Origin of the sequence: Pontiella sulfatireligans, from assembly GCF_900890705.1 — a bacterium.
Taxonomy (GTDB): domain Bacteria; phylum Verrucomicrobiota; class Kiritimatiellia; order Kiritimatiellales; family Pontiellaceae; genus Pontiella; species Pontiella sulfatireligans.
This window is the reverse complement of sequence record NZ_CAAHFH010000002.1, coordinates 1,738,927-1,755,213: the sequence shown is the minus strand read 5'-3', so window position 1 is coordinate 1,755,213 and position 16,287 is coordinate 1,738,927. Positions and strand designations below refer to the sequence as shown.

Here is a 16,287-nt window from a genome sequence, read left to right as displayed (position 1 = left end):
CCTGGCCTTTATGTTGGCGTAGCTATGGCATGGGACAGTGTACGCAAGCTGTACAGCCCGTTCCAGTCGCCGCCCCGCATCTTGCGCGCGCCGTCTTTCCGCCGTTCGCCAAACAGTTGCCGGTTGTTTTCAAAGACCGCTTCAATAAAAAGCCGACTGCCCAGCGCGACGCCATCCGAGAAATAGCGAACGCGGCATCGTAAAAGGTCGGATCGATCCAGCTCACCGCCTTCGGCAAGCGCTTTCTCAATGGCTTCCGATGTCATCCCTGCGCGGGTTTCCGTGGCTTTTCCCGAACAGAACAGGAGCATCCGATACTGCGCCGACACTTTTCGCCAGCTCGTTTCCTGCCCCCGCGCCATCATGACGCATTCGATTCCCTTCCGGGCGTTTTTTCCGCCTCCAACAGCCTCCGCATAACCGCAATAGCGGTAGTCGCGTGGATCATTCACCAGCACCGCGCGCACGGGATTTAGGTCGATGTAGGTGGCCATAGTGGAAATCGCAGTCTCCGAATTCTCCACCAAAACGCTCTTGAAGCGCTCTTCCCACAGCGTTCCCCGGCGGTTGTTCCGGCGGTTGTACCATTTCGAAAAGCGCTCCTTCAGTTCTTTCACGAAGATCGACAGATCGCACATGCGCGACAAATACCGTTCCCTTAGCTCATTCAGCCACAGCTCGCTTCCAGTTTCCGCCGCGTCTTTTGCGGCTCGTTCAAAATCCTGAAGAATAGCGTTCGCGCGTTGTTTCGGATAAAAGGTGCGGATGCGTTCAAACAGCTGTTCGTCTTCCATATCCTTTAGGGAAGGCACTTCAAGCAAGGCATGCCAATGGTTCGACATCACGCAATACGTCAGTACCCGCACGCCTGTAAACGCTTCCAGCTTCCGCATGGACAACCGAAAAAACTCCTTTTCCTCCTCCCCGAAAATATATCGACGATCCACTACCCTCGACATCACGTGGTAGTAGTTGCCATCTGCCGCGCCCAAGATTCTTGGCTTTCTCATGAAGCTTGAATATCACGCCGAATTCTCGAATGTCAACTATGGAATCTATTATGTGCCTGTCACTTTATTAATTGTACAAACCTTTGTTGTGTTGCTCGGAGGGCTGGAATCAGTTGCGTGATAGGAGAAAGGTGGCGGTTTCGTAGGTGGCGTAGACGCCGCCGTCGGCGACGTGGTTTTCCTGATAGTCGGCGACGAGCCGGCTGAGTTCGGTGCGGGAGAGCGGGGCGTTTCCCGCGCTGACCCGGCCTCCGGTTACGCCCTGTTCGTGGATGGCTTTGAGGAAGGCCTTCGCGCCGTCGTAAAGAATTTGCTCTTCGCTGTGCTTTTTGCGCTCGGTGCGGAAGCCGGCGGCCTCGAGCGCCTCAACGGTTTCTTCATAGGTCGGCAGAGAGATCGACGGTGTTTTTTCGGGGGCAATTTCCTGCCGCAGCTCGTGCAGCTCTATCAGCGTGCCGCTGAGCATCATGCCCAGCGCAAAGGTGCCTCCGGGTTCCAAGCTCTGGAAAATATTCTCACAAGTGGCCCGCAGGTCGGCCACCCAGTGGAGCGCCGAGCTCGAAACAATCAATGGGTAGCGGTCGCCGCCCCAATAGGTTTGCGCGTCGTCAACGATCCATTTGATCTGTGGGAAGCGCTTGAAGGCGGCGCGGCTGTGTAGCACCATTTTTTCGGCCACATCGACGGCGTCGATGGGCACCTCGGGAAAGCGTTCGGTCAGCAGGCGGGTCAGCTGGCCGGTGCCGGAGCCGAGTTCGAGAATCTGCTCGGGATACATTTCGGGCACGACAGACAGCACCGACTGCGCCAGCGCCAGCTGTGGGCGGGCATGACGGTCATAGGTCTCGGCGGCGGCTGAAAATCGTTGTCCAATCATGGTGAAGCGTTCTCTCTAATTTCGGCGGAAGGTCTACGGCATTTTTGCGTGCAATGCAACTATAGGAAATTTGAGATTTCTTCCATCATTTCCGCAAAATGATGCGCTGGAAGGGCGTGGCCGTCGTTTTTAAAAACCTTCATCCGGCTGTCGGGCAGATGCTGGTGAAGCCACTCGGCGGCGCCCGGCGGAATGATCCGGTCTTCAGCGCCGTGGAGCAGCAGGACGGGAATTCCAATGGTTGGAACTTTTTTCCGTACGTCTGACGCCAGCAAATATTCCAGTCCAGCCACTAACTCGCTTGGGGAGCAACAGGGGGCGGTTCGTAATGCACGGTACGGATAGTGGACGTTTTTGTAGAATTCTGCGAGCACGGGTATGGGGTTGCGCTTCAGCTGCAGGATCATGCGCTTCAGAATTTTTTCGTGCGTTCCGCAGGGATATCCTTTGCCCGCACAAAATTTGGCGGTCGAGGAAATCAGCACCAGCTTTTTGCAGCTTGCCGGAAGCAGCTCCATCGCCAGCAACCCGCCCATCGATCCGGTCACGATATAGTCCGCATCTGGAATGCAGAGGTCTCTTAGCACCTGCGCGCCGGTCAGGAGTTGCACATCAAAGCGGTCAGCCAGCGCATCGCCCATCGGTTTGATGGCGTCCAGCCCGTGGGCCCAGCCGGAAATTAAAATCAGCGAAGGTTTCATGTGTCCTTTACAGCATTGATGATGGCTTTGGCGGCGCGTTCGAGGTCGTCTACGAGGTGGGCGAGGGTGATGGAAATGCGCAGGCGGGCGGAGCCGGCGGGTACGGTCGGCGGCCGGATGGCGGCGGCGATGATGCCTTCGCTTCGCAGCAGCTGCGAAATAGCGACGGCCTTTTCGTTGTTGCCAATGACGATCGGGATGATTTGGCTCTGGCTTTGCAGGGTGTCGAGCCCGGCTTCGTGGAGGAGCGAGCGGAAATAGTCGGCGTTGGCCTGCAGAATATATCCCAGCCGAGGGGACGCTTCAAAAACATCAAGCGCCCCGAGCGCGGCGCCGATGACGGCGGGGGGCGGGGCGGTGGTGTAGATAAAGGCGCGTGCGGAATGGACGAGCAGCTGGCGGAGTTTTTCGGAGCAGGCGACGAAGCCGCCGTAGCCGGCCATCGCTTTGCTCATGGTTCCCATCGAAACGGTAACGTTGCTTTCCAACTCGTGCTCGCGGATGAGCCCAGCACCGTTCGGGCCGAAGGTGCCGGTGCTGTGCGCTTCGTCAACCATCAGCATCGCGCCGTGCTTCTCCGCAGTCTCGGCGATTTCGGTCAGCGGAGCAATGTCGCCGTCCATGCTGAAGACCGACTCCGTAATGACGAGCTTGCGTCCGGCATGATCCGAATATTGTTCCAGTCGCTTTTCCACTGCTTGGACATCGTTGTGGGCAAAGCGGACGAGCTTCGCGCCGGAAAGCTTGCAGGCGTCGATCATGCTGGCATGGACGAGCTTGTCGGCGAAAATGAAGTCGTCGCGTCCGGCGAGGATTGGGATGGTGCCGGCGTTGGCCATGTAGCCGGAGCCGAAGACGAGCGCGGCCTCGTATCCTTTTTCTTTGGCGATCCGCGCTTCGAGTTCCTCGTGGATCGGCAGGGTGCCGGTCACGAGCCGCGAGGCGGTCGAGCCGATGCCGAACTGGTCAAGCGCTTGGCGTGAGCGGTCGATCACATGCGGGTGGCGGGCAAGGTCGAGATAGTCGTTGCTCGAAAAGTTGAGCACCTCTTTGCCGTCGATCTTAATAATGCCGCCGGCTTCGGGGCAGACCCGCGCCGTCCGTTCCAAACCTTGGAGCTTGGCCTCGTCGAGTATCGGTTGTATCCAGTCTTCACGCATGCGGAGCACTTTCGCCAACTTACGGAATTGGCGCAATCCTGAAAAAGGAATATAACTCGTAGCACGATGAGTCTGCTTGCTGCGCTGGTTCCTTATGTCGCCGTCCTGCTGGGAATGTATGTTTTCCACAGCGCGTGGCTGGCGATCCTGCTCTACCACGCTGGAATCATCGCCTTCCTCCTCTATCGAAAGCCTTCTGGGCTTTGGAAGCGCCTGCGGCGCGGAATAAACGCGCCGCTGCTGATTCCGGGGATGGCGGTTTGCGCGTTGGCCGCGCCGGCGGTCTATTTCATGTGGCCGTGGCTCGCCGCCTCCGAAAACACGCTGCCGGAGTGGCTGGCTCAGTACGGATTGACGGGGGTCGCCTGGCTTTTGTTGATGCCCTACTTTTCCATCGTCCACCCCGCACTGGAGGAACTGCACTGGCGAGGAATTTCCCCGGAACGCGCAACGGGCCTTTGCCGGCAGGATCTGCTGTTCGCCGGCTACCATGTGTTGGTGCTGTTTCATTTGCTTCATTGGCCGTGGCTGTTTCTGGTTTTCGGCGTTCTGGCGGGCAGTTCGTTTTTCTGGCGCTGGACCGTCGAAAGATTCGGCGGCTATGCGATTGCGGTGCTGACGCATGCCGTCGCCGATGCCGGCGTGGTTCTGGGGGTTTATTTTCTGCTGCGGTCATAAGTGGTGATCCGGTTTTGACAAGCGACGATATGCGACTAATATAGTCCTGTTAATCAAGGAGAGTTTGTCATGAGAAGATCGCCCAAAGATTTAATTGCGGCCGCGAAAGGGCCGTGCGGTTGTTTAGAGCTCGATGATCCGTTCATCGAATTTGTCAATGGCGCTGAGTTTGTGAAGCTCAACGGAGAATATTCCGCCGAAGAGCTCCACGTGATCGCCGACTGGATGGAAGGCAAAATGGAATAGTTTTTACGGGGGAGGAAGATGGATTTGGGACTGCACGGAAAAGTGGCGATGGTGGCGGCGTCAAGCAAAGGGCTGGGCTTCGGCATTGCCCGCGAGCTGGCGCGCGAAGGTGCGCTGGTCTCGATCGGAGCACGCACCGAGACGGAGGTATTTGATGCGGCGGATGCGCTGATCGAAGAAACCGATGCAGAGGTGCTGGCCAATGTGCTGGATGCCTCGGATCCCGATTCCATTTTCCAATGGCTGGAAAACACCATCGATGCCTTCGGCGGCGTCGATCTGCTCGTTGTCAATGCCGGCGGTCCGCCGTCCGGCAACTTTGATGCTTTTGACGATGCCGCGTGGCAGTCCGCCTTTGAGCTGACGCTGATGAGCTCGGTGCGGATGATTCGATCCGTGCTGCCTTCAATGCGCACGGCGGGTGGCGGGTCGATTCTGACGATCACCTCGGTTTCGGTGAAGGAGCCGATCGATTTCCTGTTGCTCTCCAACGTAATGCGCTCCGGCGTAACGAGCCTCGCCAAGAGCCTCTCGCAGCAGCTCGCGCCCGAAAACATTCGCGTGAACAATCTAATGCCGGGGCGGATCGACACCGACCGCGTCCAGTCCCTGGATAAAACAAAGGCCGAGGCCTCCGATCTTTCCGAAGAGGAGATCCGGTTGGCCGCCGAACAAGGCATTCCGCTCGGGCGCTACGGCACCATCGAAGAATTCGGCCGGCTCGGCGCTTTCTTGCTCTCTGATGCAGCCTCCTACATCACCGGCCAAACCATCGCCGTGGATGGCGGGTCGACTAAGACGGTTTGGTAAACGTGATGATTGAGTCGTGAAGCGTGATTTCACGCCTCACGTTTTACGCCTCACGAAAAGGGTATTGCATGAATTTAAATTTGTTGGGCCACACAGGCCTCTCCGTTTCCCCCATCACCATTGGCGCGTGGCAATTGGGCGGTCCGTTGTTTTTTGACGGCAAGCCGGATGGGCACCCCGATCCCGGCAAGGATAACGTCATCCGCATGATCCATGAGCTGGGCGACCTCGGTGTGAACGCCATCGATACCGCCGAGCAATACAGCGCCGGTAAATCCGAGCGCCGCGTGGGTGAGGCGCTAAAGGGCCGGCGCGATCAATGGGTGGTTTCCACAAAGTTTGGCTACCGCGTTGGCGAAGGCAACGTACGTATTGACGACTCCAGCCCGGAAACCATTATGCCCAGCGTCGAAGGTTCGCTGCGGCGCCTGAAAACCGACTATATCGACGTCTATCTCTACCACTGCGCCCCCGAAGCCGCCGCTCTCGACGAAGGCCGCGCCGTGTTGGAGAAGGCCAAGAAGCAGGGTAAGATTCGCTCCTACGGCATTTCGACCAACGACTTGGAGCTGCTGGAAAAGATGGTCGTCGCCAAAACGGTCGAAATCGTCCAGTTCGCTACCAGCTTGCTCGACGAGCAGGCTGAACTTTGGAAGCTCGCGCAGGAAAACAACCTCGGAACGCAGCTGCGCGGCGTGATGGCGCAAGGGCGGCTGAGCGGTAAATATTTTAAGCAGGCCCCCGAATTCCGCTCCGACGACAACCGTTCGAACTGGTGCGCGGACGAGGATTATTCCCGTTTTGCCGTGCTCGCGGAGTGCCTGCCCGAGGGCATGACCATGGCGCAGGCGGCCATCCGCTGGATTCTCGACCATCCCGGCGCGCACACCATTTGCATGGGCGCAAAGAACATCGCCGACTACCGCTCCGCCATTGCGGCCTCCGAAATGCCTTCGCTCGAAGAGGCTGTCCGAAGCCGGATGGAGCAGGCGGCAGAAAGCCTCTAATTTAGACGCAGTCCACGTTTGCTTCCTTTGCAACGGTCGCTACTGTCCTTCGCTTAATTTTAAACATGAGGCAAAAGGTCATGAATGGAAGGCGTTGGCAAACCGAATTTTAGACGGCGGCGAGCCGATTACCCGAAAGGAGGCGCTGGCGGTGCTCAACTCGTCGGACGTTGAGCTGCTCGACGTGCTGCAGGCGACCTGTCTCATCCGTAAAAACTTTTTCGGCAAGAAGATCAGCCTGCACGTGCTGAAAAACGCCAAGAGCGGCGCGTGCCCGGAAAACTGTTCGTTTTGCAGCCAGTCCAAATCCGTCTCGACCGAGGTGGAGGAATACCCGATGGAATCGGCCGACGAAATCGTGGCCGGCGCCCCAAGGCGCAATGGACATGCAGGCTCTGCGCTACTGCGTGATTCCAACTCCCGCGCCCCGTCCGAAAGCGAGATGCAGACCATTTGCGAGGCGGCATTCTTCATCCGCCGCATCTTCCTCATCTGAAAGATTGTGCTTCTCGGTTTATTTTCATCCGTGAGCTAATCGGAAACTTGAACCGGATCAATGGGAAGAGTCCTGTTGGCAATTAATCTCTTTGTCTGCTTCCCGAGGCAAGGGGTTCGCGTTATCCTATTAAAGCAAGTTGGTTAAATCCGGAGCGAAGTGGCATGGGGACGCACAACCTGATCATCTACAAAACCAAGGACGGCAAGGCGTCGGTGGCGCTCCATGCCCGCGACGGCAATGTCTGGCTCAGCCAGAGCCAGCTCGCCGGACTTTTTGCCACCTCCAAGCAAAATGTAAGCGCACATATACTGAACATTCTGGAAGAGAATGAGTTGGATGAAGTTTCAGTTGTAAAGGATTTCTTGACAACTGCCGCCGATGGCAAGGACTACAACGTTCGTCACTATGCGTTGCCGATGATTCTGGCGATCGGATTTCGTGTCCGCAGCATCCGTGGTACCCAATTCCGCCAGTGGGCCAACCGCCATCTGCACGAATATATCGTCAAGGGCTTTGTCATGGACGACGAGCGGCTGAAAAACCCGGATGGCCGCCCAGACTATTTCGACGAAGTGCTCGCCCGCATCCGCGACATCCGCGCCTCGGAAAAGCGTTTCTACCAGAAGGTGCGCGACCTCTTCGCCCTGTGCAGCGACTACGACCCCTCCGATAAAGCGACCCAGATGTTCTTTGCCGAAACGCAGAACAAACTGCTCTTTGCCGTCACCGGCCGCACGGCGGCGGAAATCGTTACCGACCGCGCCGATGCCTCCAAGCCCAACATGGGGCTTACCAGTTGGATGGGCTCCATCGTCCGCAAGGGCGATGTGATCGTGGCCAAGAACTATCTCACCGCCGACGAGATCGACAGCCTCAACCGCCTCGTCGTCATCTTCCTCGAAACCGCCGAACTGCGCGCCAAGAACCGGATCGACATCACCATGGATTTCTGGCGCGAAAACGTCGATCGCATCATCGCCGGAAACGACATGGCATTGCTCGACCACAAAGGTTCCGTCAGCCGTGCCAAAATGGAAGCGCGCTCCGGCGCCAAATATGAAGCCTTCAACGACCGTCGCAAAAAACACGATGCCGAAACCGCCGACGCACAGGATCTCGAAGAGCTCCGGAAGCTTGAGGAAAACATCAAACGGGAACATGGTATTGGGTGAAGCGACGTACAAGCATACGCTGATGCAAATGAAAGGTGAAATAATAGAACTGACACGGAGTCTGTGCATTTACTCCTACGAGATTCCTTGGTTTGCTCTAACCGGCAAGTTGAACTCGATCAACGGTAAGGTTGCCTCTGCAATTAATCCCTATGTCTGCTTTTCGAGGCAAGCGGTTGGCGTTATCCTATTCCTGCAAAGTTGATTAATTCTGGAGCGAGACTCCATGGAAGGGCAAAGTCTGATTGTCTATAAGAGCAAGGACGGCTAACACCTCTATCAACATGAACAACTATGAATACACACAACGCTTAGTTGATGATTTCAAGAATCAGCGTGCGATCACTTCCTATCCGAGTGAGGTCATGGGTGTACGTCGTCAGTTTGTTTCACCCTCTCTTTCAGATTTTTCCTTGAATGCAACAACCTACCGGCGTTGTCGTGAAGACTATAATGCCCGACAGGAATCCAGAACCAAGTCAGACAATACAACTTTAATTGCGACCAGCGCTATTGGGGCGGTTATTGGCGGATGCCTTTCTTTTGGAGCCGGTTTTATCGGGTTCATTCTTGGTGGGCTTGCAGGAGGGGCGCTTGTTTCCGAAAAGCAGGACATAAAAACATCTCAAGATTTATTGAATACAAACAAATATGATCAAGCTGTTGCCGAATACGAACTGGCGGTTGAGTGCAGAGATCGATTGTTGAACGAAAGAGAACAAAATGTGCGCAGGCAACGTGAAAGGGAGAGGCAATTAAAAATTCGTCTAGAGAAGCAAAAACAAGAGGACTATTGGCTCAACTTAAATCCGTATGAGTTTGAGGAAGATGTGGCCTTGTGCTTAAAGCACTGCGGGATGGTTGATGAGGTACGAGTTACAAAAAAATCCGGCGATGAAGGAGTCGATATTTGGGCTCATAAGGGGCGACAAAAAATAATCATTCAATGCAAGGCATATGCCTCTCCGGTTGGAATCAAAGATGCTAGGGAGCTGTTGGGGGTGAAAATACATTTAAATGTTCCCCGGGCCATTTTGGTTTCGCGATCCACATTCACCGGATCAGTTTCTGATTTTGCCCATGGCAATGGATTGGAGCTGATCGGGCTTGAGGATTTATTGCGTTTTGGGTATCCGAGACAGCCACAACAGTCGGAGCAAAAGAACCACGCACCACAAGTAAAAAATCTTGCTGTAGAAAAATCAGCCATATGCAAGCATACTTTAGATGATGTGTTTCTTAATGAAGTTTCACGGAAAGATGCTCGACTGGCTCATTGGAAGGCACAAACACAAGATGACTCTAGTCAAATTAAGGCTAAACAGAATCGATGGTTGATAAATAGGGGATTCGATACGACAAACTGGGAGCGCGGGTATGCGGACATGGTGATTAAGATATTAGACGAAAGGAAAGTCCAAGGGCTTGCAACACCTAAGCAGATCAAATGGCTACTCAGAAATGGACATACGAATACCTTAGAAATGAGCGTGGAGGATGCAAATAAAATAATTAATGCTCCAGCGTATGACTTTTATAAGAGCATCCCACCGAAGAAATCCGATGACGCACCGCAAAGGTATCAAAAACCTAAAACTGCTATCCTCAATAAACGACCGACAAAGAAGTGGGACAACGTGGGTCCAAGATTTGATGTAAGAGATATTATAGAAGAGGAACCTTTTTTAAAAAATATAGTGCAATGCCATAAGGATCTTTTGGAGTGGGAGCCATCTTCACCCGAAGATTTCGATCCGCCGACCGAGACTCAGCTTATATTTTTTTATAGAATGAACATACAAGCAGTCGACTGGTCGCGAGGATTTGCTGAGGAAATCATGCAAGCGATTCTTCGTGAAGAAAGTAAGACCTAATTGCAGATCGGGAAAATACCTTACACAACGTGCTACAATGATGAAATAATGGTTGAGTTGCGAATGGGCCAATCAAGACATCCGATAAAAGAATAGAGGGAGAGCGCCATGCAAGAGCGAACAATGACTGACCAAGAGAAGGATGTGCTGAAGCAAATAGCTCTGCTTGCCGATCCTGCATGCCGGTGGGGCCTCACCATTTGGTACAATCCTGAGATTCCTGCGGAACGCGCTGCCTGCTACATGGTAGGCCTTGCTGCACCGAACAAAACGTGGGAGAATGAGGTTAATTGCACCAAAGAACAACTCGACGGCATACGTGACTTCGCTGACTTCCTTGAATCCCAGGATGCGCTCCGCTGTATGAAGCGGAAGGCAAAGGATAATGGCGAGTACTACGTCGTGTACGAAGTATGCGTCCCCGGCTTCGACTCCGTGTACAAACGCATTGATCCTGAGGGCTACGAGAAAGCTCTCCAGATCATTAAAAACGAGATGTGACAACAAACGAACTTAAACGGCTTAAAATGGCGGACAGCCGCACCTTCTCAGCACCTGATTAGGATGTGAACAATGGAGGAAGCCCTACAGAAATACCGCCCCGCCGCCGAAGCCGGGGACGCGGAAGCCCAGTACCAATTGGGGCTTTGCTACCTGCCCAGCCTAACCGATCCGGCATGCACAATCCTGCTGACCAATGAGGAGCGGGAACAGCGGGAGCGCCTAGCAGTCTGTCGGAGTTAGAACCCCGCACTGGCGACATCCCGGCATGAACTTATCAAGTAAAAGAGGCAAAGGCCGGGCGAAGCAAGAAAATGTCTGAAAATACGCCCGAAAATGTGCCGACAGTGCATTGGCGTGCTGTTTTGCGGTTGCCGCCGGGTGTTTCGGGGCACGCGCCGCCATGAGCTTGAATATTTTCTTTAGATTGTAGCTGAGGCAGACGAGGCTCCATTCGGTTTCGGCTTTCTCCTTCCCCCTCATCGAGAAGCGGCGGAAGCCGAGCACTTCCTTGATAACCCCGAAAACGGGTTCGACGGTTTGCTTGCGCTGCTTGTAGAGCGCCTTCCCTTCGGGGCTCTTGAGACGGTAGGCCATCTGTTCCTTGATGGGTGCGCCAGGTGGCGGAGGGGTCGGCAGCGGTTGCTTCTCGAGGTCGGCAACGCTGACGTGGTGCGAGCCTTTGGCCATGGCGCTGTACACCGTCGGCCCGCCACCGGTTTCGGCGTCTTTGACGGCCTTCTCACTGTAGTAGCCGGTATCGGTCAATACGCTTTCCGGGGTGGCCGCTTCCTCAGGAATGCTTGCGAGAACAGGATTGAGCTGCTCTTTGTCATTGGGCGCATCGGTGACGAGCTGACCAACGATGAGATAGGTTTCGGTGTCTACAGCGGCCTGCGCGTTGTAGGCCTGTTCGAAGTGGCTGCCGTTGCCGGCCTTCATGATGCGGCTTTCGGGGTCGGTAAAATTGTATTGCTTCTTATCCGGCGGCTCTGCGGATGGAGGTTTAGGTTCTTTTCCCCGCGGTTTCTTGTTTTTACGCTTTTCCTCGAAGGCCGTTTTCTTCTCTTCGTACTCGGCCTGCTTTTGCTTGCGCTCCTCTTCGTAGCGCGCCTTGATCACTGCCCGGGCGTGCTCCAGGCTCTTGATGCGGTCTTCGCGCCGGACGATTTCGTCCGGGATGCTCAGCCCGTCATCAAGCGGGACGTTATCGACCTGCTCGGCTTTGGCGGCGAGTTGTTCGACTTCCTTGCGCAGCAGTTCGACCTGCTCGCCGGCATGCTTGTAGCTGACAGCGGAATGCTTGCTGGCACTGGCTTTGATCTTGGTGCCATCGACGCTCACGGTGCCGACCTTTTTGAGACCGGCGGTTTCCTGCGCCATGAGCAGCACCCGTACAAAAGCCTTTTCGAACAGCTCGCGGTTCGTGCGGCGAAAGGCACAGATCGTGTCATGATCGGGATGCAGGCTGCCGCCGCAGATGTAGCGAACGATGACGTCCGACCAGGTCGCATCCTCGATCCCGCGCGAGGAGAAGCGGCCCGTGGCGTAGCAATAGATCAGCAGAGTCAGCATCATGCGCGGCGGATACTGCTCGTCGCCGGTTCCCCGAAGGTTGAAGCGGAAGTCTCCAGCGGGAAGCCGGTCCACCGCATCGATCAGGAAATGCACAATGTGCTTCTGAGGAATCCAGTCGCGCAGGTCTGGCGGAAGCAGCATCGGGGTGTCGCGGTCGAGGTTCTTGAGTCGTGTGGCCATCACTTCCTTTTGGTTAAGACAGGCATAGACTGGCACAGTCTCATGAATATTGAAATATTATTCGCAAGCTAAGTCCGACAGACTGCTAGGGATAGAATGGTTCCGCAAGGCAGCCCAACAGGGACACGCCAAGGCAAACAACCTCATTGGTGAGTGCTATGCCCACAGACTGGTCGGCCTGCCAAAAAATGAGAAGGCAGCGTTTCACCACTTCAAGCTGGCAGCCGGGAAGGGCGACCCCAAGGCAATGTACAATCTTGGGCAAGCCTACTACTCCGGATGTGCGACCCCCAAGAACCACGAACTGGCACTCAAATGGTTTCGCCGGGGTGCGCTGGCAGGCAACTCCTGGGCACAGGTCTACATGACGTTTTTCTGCAACGACCTTGCAGTCATTTTCAAATGGAACGAGAAGGCGGCCAGGCAGGGAAACGCCGCCGCGCTTCGTGATATGGCAATGACTTATTTGTATGGCAGGGGTGTAGCAAAGGATAAGGTCAAGGCATATGCGTTCTATTCCATGATGGATAAATGCTGGGAAGACGAAGCGGGTATTGCCTTCAAAGAAAAGATGCGCCTAAAGCAACAGCTCACTTCTGATCAGCTCCTGATAGCGAAAAGTTTTGCCAAGAAGTTCTCTGCCGGATTTGCGTTCAACCAGTGAATATTTGTCTGAATCAGTTTAGGGGAATGAGTGGTATGTGAAGTGCATCCCTCCTCCAGCTCATTACGTCTATGCGCGAGGAAATACTGTCATGCGCTCCGCCAATTTTCCCGTTCGCTCCTGTTTACTTCCCGTCCAAGCGTGTTTAAGGTGTGCCCATTATTAAAACATTGAACGAAAGGATACCACCATGCGCAGCGACAGAACTAAAAAAGGAATTGAACGTGCCCCCCACCGCAGCCTGATGCGGGCAACGGGCATGACTTCTGAGGACATCAAGAAGCCGTTCATTGCCATCTGCAACTCATTCAACGAAGTGATCCCCGGCCATGCGCACCTCGACCAGGTGGGCAAACTGGTGAAGAAAGCCGTGCGCGAAGCGGGCGGTACGCCGATTGAATTCAACATGATCGGCGTCTGCGACGGCATCGCCATGGGCCACGCCGGAATGAAATATTCCCTGCCGAGCCGCGAGCTCATTGCCGACTCGGTCGAAACGATGATCGGCGCCCACGCGTTTGACGCGATGATCTGCATCCCCAACTGCGACAAGATTGTACCCGGAATGATCATGGGCGCCATGCGCGTCAACATTCCGACCGTCTTCGCCAGCGGCGGCCCGATGAAGGCCGGCAAAACCAAAGACGGCCAGGTGATCGACCTGATCAGCGTTTTCGAAGGCGTTGCCGCGCACAAGCAAGGCAAGATTTCCGACGATGAGCTCGATGAGCTCGAATGCAAGGGCTGCCCGAGCCAAGGTTCGTGCTCCGGCATGTTCACCGCCAACTCGATGAATTGCCTGTGCGAAGCCATAGGCCTTGCGCTGCCCGGCAACGGAACGCTGCTTGCCATCGATCCGGCCCGCCATCAGCTTTGGAAGGATGCGGCCAAGCGCGCCGTTGAGATGGCCTATGCCGACGGTCCGCTGCCGCGCGACATCGTCACGCAGGAGTCGCTCGACAACGCCTTTGCGCTCGACATGGCCATGGGCGGCAGCACCAACACCGTGCTGCACACGCTGGCGATCGCGAAAGAGGCGGGCGTCGATTACGACCTCGAGCGCATCAACATGGTCTCCAAAAAGTGCCCGAACATTTGCAAGGTTTCGCCGTCGTCGCACTATCACATTGAAGACGTGCACGCCGCCGGCGGCATCAGCGGCATTCTGGCCGAAGTGGCCAAGAAGGAAGGCCTGCTGAACCTCGACTGCATCACCGTAACCGGAAAGACCCTCGGCGAAAACATTGCCAATGCGGGAAGCAAGGACGAAGCCTGCATCCGAAAAGTTGAAAACGCCTACAGCGAAACCGGCGGCCTTTCCATTCTGTGGGGCAACCTGGCCGAAGGCGGCTGCGTCGTGAAGAGCGCGGGCGTTGATCCCAAGATGCTGGTCCACACCGGGCCGGCGGTGATCTTTGAATCGCAGGAAGATGCCTGCGAAGGCATTCTGGCCGACAAGGTGAAAGCCGGCGATGTGGTTGTGATCCGCTACGAAGGCCCCAAGGGCGGGCCGGGCATGCAGGAAATGCTCGCTCCGACCTCCTACATCATGGGGCAGGGCTTGGGCGACAGCGTGGCGCTGATTACAGACGGTCGCTTCAGCGGCGGCACGCACGGTGCATGCATCGGCCATATTTCTCCGGAAGCCGCCGAAGGCGGATCGATCGGCCTGATTCGCGAAGGCGACATCATCGAGATCGATATTCCAAACAACAAACTGGCCGTCCAGTTGACTGATGAAGAGCTCGCTGAACGCCGGAAGGATTGGATCGAGCCTGCGCCGCGCTTCACCACGGGTTGGCTGTCGCGCTACGCCAAGATGGCGACCAACGCCAGCAACGGCGCCGTGCTCCAAGGCTAGGCGCTTCGTTCGGATTGGGCTTTCCAAGGCTTGGTAAACCTCCTAAATTCCTTCTGTCGATGGTTCGGCAGGAGGTTCTTATGACCAAGCAAGCAATTGAGCAAATCAAGAGGTTCGTCGAATTCTTAAAGCATGACCTGTGGCGGGTTGAGGTGGGCCGGGAAGGCAAGCTTCATACATTCGGGGTCGAAGCCCTGCGCGTTACGCACCTGGTGCTCAAGGGCGTCAAGGACGACAATTGTAAATTGCACGCCTCCGCGCTTACCTATTCCACGCTCATGGCTATGGTGCCGTTTCTGGTGATCCTCTTTTCCATCGGCAAGGCCATCGGTTTCACCAAGGCCGAGGAAACGCTGCTCTCCGCATCAGCCGAGATGCCCGAAGGCATTCAGGAATTTGTCCACAAGCTGCTGGAGATTGTTCAGGGCATCAATCCTGCCGCGCTCGGCGCAGTGGGCGGCGTGATCTTCCTGTTTATTATTTTCAAGCTGTTGAGTGGAATCGAAGAATCCTTCAATCAAATCTGGGGGGTGCAGTCCTCGCGCGGCATCGCCGACAAGACCCGCAACTATATCTCTGTATTGGTTATCACCCCTGCCTTGATGCTCGTCAGCAATGCGAGTTCGGCCGCTCTTTTGGCCTTTGCGCATAAAATCAGTTGGCTGGGCCTGGTCATCACCGTGTCGATGCAGCTCGCGCCCATCCTGGTTCTGGCACTGGCCTTTGTAGCGATTTTCATGTTTCTGCCCAACACTAAGGTTTCCTTCAAGGCCGCTGGAGCGGGAGGGCTGACCAGCGCGGTGTTGATCGTTATCGTGCAGTACATCATTCTAAAGTTCAGTGCGTCGTTATTCCAAAAATACGCCATCTACGGCTCGTTCGCCTCCATTCCGATTTTCCTGTTTTGGATGCACCTCAACTGGACCATCCTGCTTTTCGGCGCGGAATTTGCCTTTGCCATCCAGAACCGCGAGACCTATCAGGAGGAGCAGCGCGCCGTCAACGCGAGCATGGTTTCCAAGCTCTGGGTTGCTTTTTCGGTCATGCAGGAGGCCGTCCGCGTTTTCCAGAGTCCGGAAGCGTCGCTCGACGCTGTGGCCTATGCGCGGGCGAACAACATTCCGGTGCGCCTGATGAACGAGGTGATCGGCGTGCTGGCCCGTGCCCAGCTGCTGGGAGGCGTGGGCGACGCCGAGGCCGATCACTATGTCCTGCTGCAGGCCCCCGAGCACGTTACCGCCAAAAAAATCTACGACCTCCTGATCACCGACGGCTCCGCGCCGGAAGAGCTCGGCCTCGCTAAAATGGATATCACTGAGCAGGTTTTGGCCTCCGCCAACGTGAGCCTCGACGAATCCCTCGACCCCATCACCTTCTGCAAGTTTTTCGACGAAGAGAAGTCGTAGACGGAGCTTCCAGCTCCGTTTGGCATCTCGACGCGTCTTGTTCTTTCCAAACGAAGCTGGAAG

General features: G+C 55.6%; 16 protein-coding genes and 1 pseudogene. 12 read left to right on the top strand and 5 right to left on the bottom strand.

Going from position 1 to position 16,287, the window contains the following annotated elements:
• Positions 1–8: 8 nt before the first annotated feature.
• The 4 genes from SCARR_RS20280 to bioF form a co-directional block, all read right to left on the bottom strand.
• Complete coding sequence (locus SCARR_RS20280) at positions 9–1,010, bottom strand: transposase (RefSeq protein ID WP_136063470.1); 1,002 nt, start codon at positions 1,008–1,010, stop codon at positions 9–11.
• Between the two features lie 109 nt (positions 1,011–1,119).
• A complete protein-coding gene (locus tag SCARR_RS20275) occupies positions 1,120–1,887 on the bottom strand; it encodes a methyltransferase (protein ID WP_136063469.1) in 768 nt (255 codons plus the stop codon).
• Positions 1,888–1,946: 59 nt separating this feature from the next.
• A complete protein-coding gene (locus SCARR_RS20270; RefSeq protein ID WP_136063468.1) occupies positions 1,947–2,588 on the bottom strand; it encodes an alpha/beta fold hydrolase in 642 nt (213 codons plus the stop codon).
• A complete protein-coding gene (bioF, locus tag SCARR_RS20265; RefSeq protein ID WP_168433476.1) occupies positions 2,585–3,748 on the bottom strand; it encodes an 8-amino-7-oxononanoate synthase in 1,164 nt (387 codons plus the stop codon). The genes SCARR_RS20270 and bioF overlap by 4 nt, the downstream gene beginning before the upstream one ends.
• 66 nt (positions 3,749–3,814) lie before the next feature.
• Between bioF and SCARR_RS28335 the strand changes: the two genes are divergently transcribed.
• The 9 genes from SCARR_RS28335 to SCARR_RS28325 all read left to right on the top strand — a co-directional run bounded on the left by SCARR_RS28335 (position 3,815) and on the right by SCARR_RS28325 (position 10,778).
• Positions 3,815–4,426, top strand: a complete 612-nt coding sequence (locus tag SCARR_RS28335; RefSeq protein WP_168433475.1) for a CPBP family glutamic-type intramembrane protease — start codon at positions 3,815–3,817, stop codon at positions 4,424–4,426.
• A 69-nt stretch (positions 4,427–4,495) separates the two neighbouring features.
• Positions 4,496–4,672: a hypothetical protein gene (locus tag SCARR_RS28330; protein WP_168433474.1), complete on the top strand. Its 177-nt coding sequence runs from the start codon at positions 4,496–4,498 to the stop codon at positions 4,670–4,672.
• Positions 4,673–4,690: 18 nt separating this feature from the next.
• Positions 4,691–5,482 carry an SDR family oxidoreductase gene (locus SCARR_RS20260; protein WP_136063466.1) on the top strand — a complete coding sequence of 264 codons (792 nt, stop codon included), beginning with the start codon at positions 4,691–4,693 and terminating at the stop codon, positions 5,480–5,482.
• A 68-nt stretch (positions 5,483–5,550) separates the two neighbouring features.
• Entirely contained in the window at positions 5,551–6,489 is a 939-nt protein-coding gene (locus SCARR_RS20255) for an aldo/keto reductase (RefSeq protein WP_136063465.1), read from the top strand.
• Positions 6,490–6,583: 94 nt separating this feature from the next.
• Positions 6,584–6,985, top strand: a complete 402-nt coding sequence (locus SCARR_RS20250; RefSeq protein WP_136063464.1) for a biotin synthase BioB — start codon at positions 6,584–6,586, stop codon at positions 6,983–6,985.
• Between the two features lie 164 nt (positions 6,986–7,149).
• Positions 7,150–8,160 carry a virulence RhuM family protein gene (locus SCARR_RS20245; RefSeq protein ID WP_136063463.1) on the top strand — a complete coding sequence of 337 codons (1,011 nt, stop codon included), beginning with the start codon at positions 7,150–7,152 and terminating at the stop codon, positions 8,158–8,160.
• 284 nt (positions 8,161–8,444) lie between these two features.
• Positions 8,445–10,034 (top strand): restriction endonuclease, encoded by a 1,590-nt coding sequence (locus SCARR_RS20240; RefSeq protein ID WP_136063462.1) that lies wholly within the window; start codon positions 8,445–8,447, stop codon positions 10,032–10,034.
• 108 nt (positions 10,035–10,142) lie between these two features.
• Positions 10,143–10,535, top strand: coding sequence for a hypothetical protein (locus tag SCARR_RS20235; RefSeq protein WP_136063461.1), 393 nt, complete (start codon positions 10,143–10,145; stop codon positions 10,533–10,535).
• Between the two features lie 72 nt (positions 10,536–10,607).
• On the top strand, positions 10,608–10,778 hold the full coding sequence (locus SCARR_RS28325; protein WP_168433473.1) for a hypothetical protein: 171 nt from the start codon (positions 10,608–10,610) through the stop codon (positions 10,776–10,778).
• Positions 10,779–10,940: 162 nt separating this feature from the next.
• On the opposite strand, the pseudogene SCARR_RS20230 reads toward SCARR_RS28325, so the two are convergent.
• Positions 10,941–12,293 (bottom strand): annotated as a pseudogene (locus SCARR_RS20230) (transposase); the annotation flags it as partial.
• A 49-nt stretch (positions 12,294–12,342) separates the two neighbouring features.
• Here SCARR_RS20230 and SCARR_RS20225 point away from each other — a divergent pair.
• The 3 genes from SCARR_RS20225 to SCARR_RS20215 all read left to right on the top strand — a co-directional run bounded on the left by SCARR_RS20225 (position 12,343) and on the right by SCARR_RS20215 (position 16,224).
• On the top strand, positions 12,343–12,957 hold the full coding sequence (locus tag SCARR_RS20225) for a tetratricopeptide repeat protein (RefSeq protein ID WP_136063460.1): 615 nt from the start codon (positions 12,343–12,345) through the stop codon (positions 12,955–12,957).
• A 190-nt stretch (positions 12,958–13,147) separates the two neighbouring features.
• Positions 13,148–14,818: a dihydroxy-acid dehydratase gene (gene ilvD, locus SCARR_RS20220; RefSeq protein WP_136063459.1), complete on the top strand. Its 1,671-nt coding sequence runs from the start codon at positions 13,148–13,150 to the stop codon at positions 14,816–14,818.
• 80 nt (positions 14,819–14,898) lie between these two features.
• Positions 14,899–16,224: a YihY/virulence factor BrkB family protein gene (locus SCARR_RS20215; RefSeq protein WP_168433472.1), complete on the top strand. Its 1,326-nt coding sequence runs from the start codon at positions 14,899–14,901 to the stop codon at positions 16,222–16,224.
• Positions 16,225–16,287 lie beyond the last annotated feature (63 nt).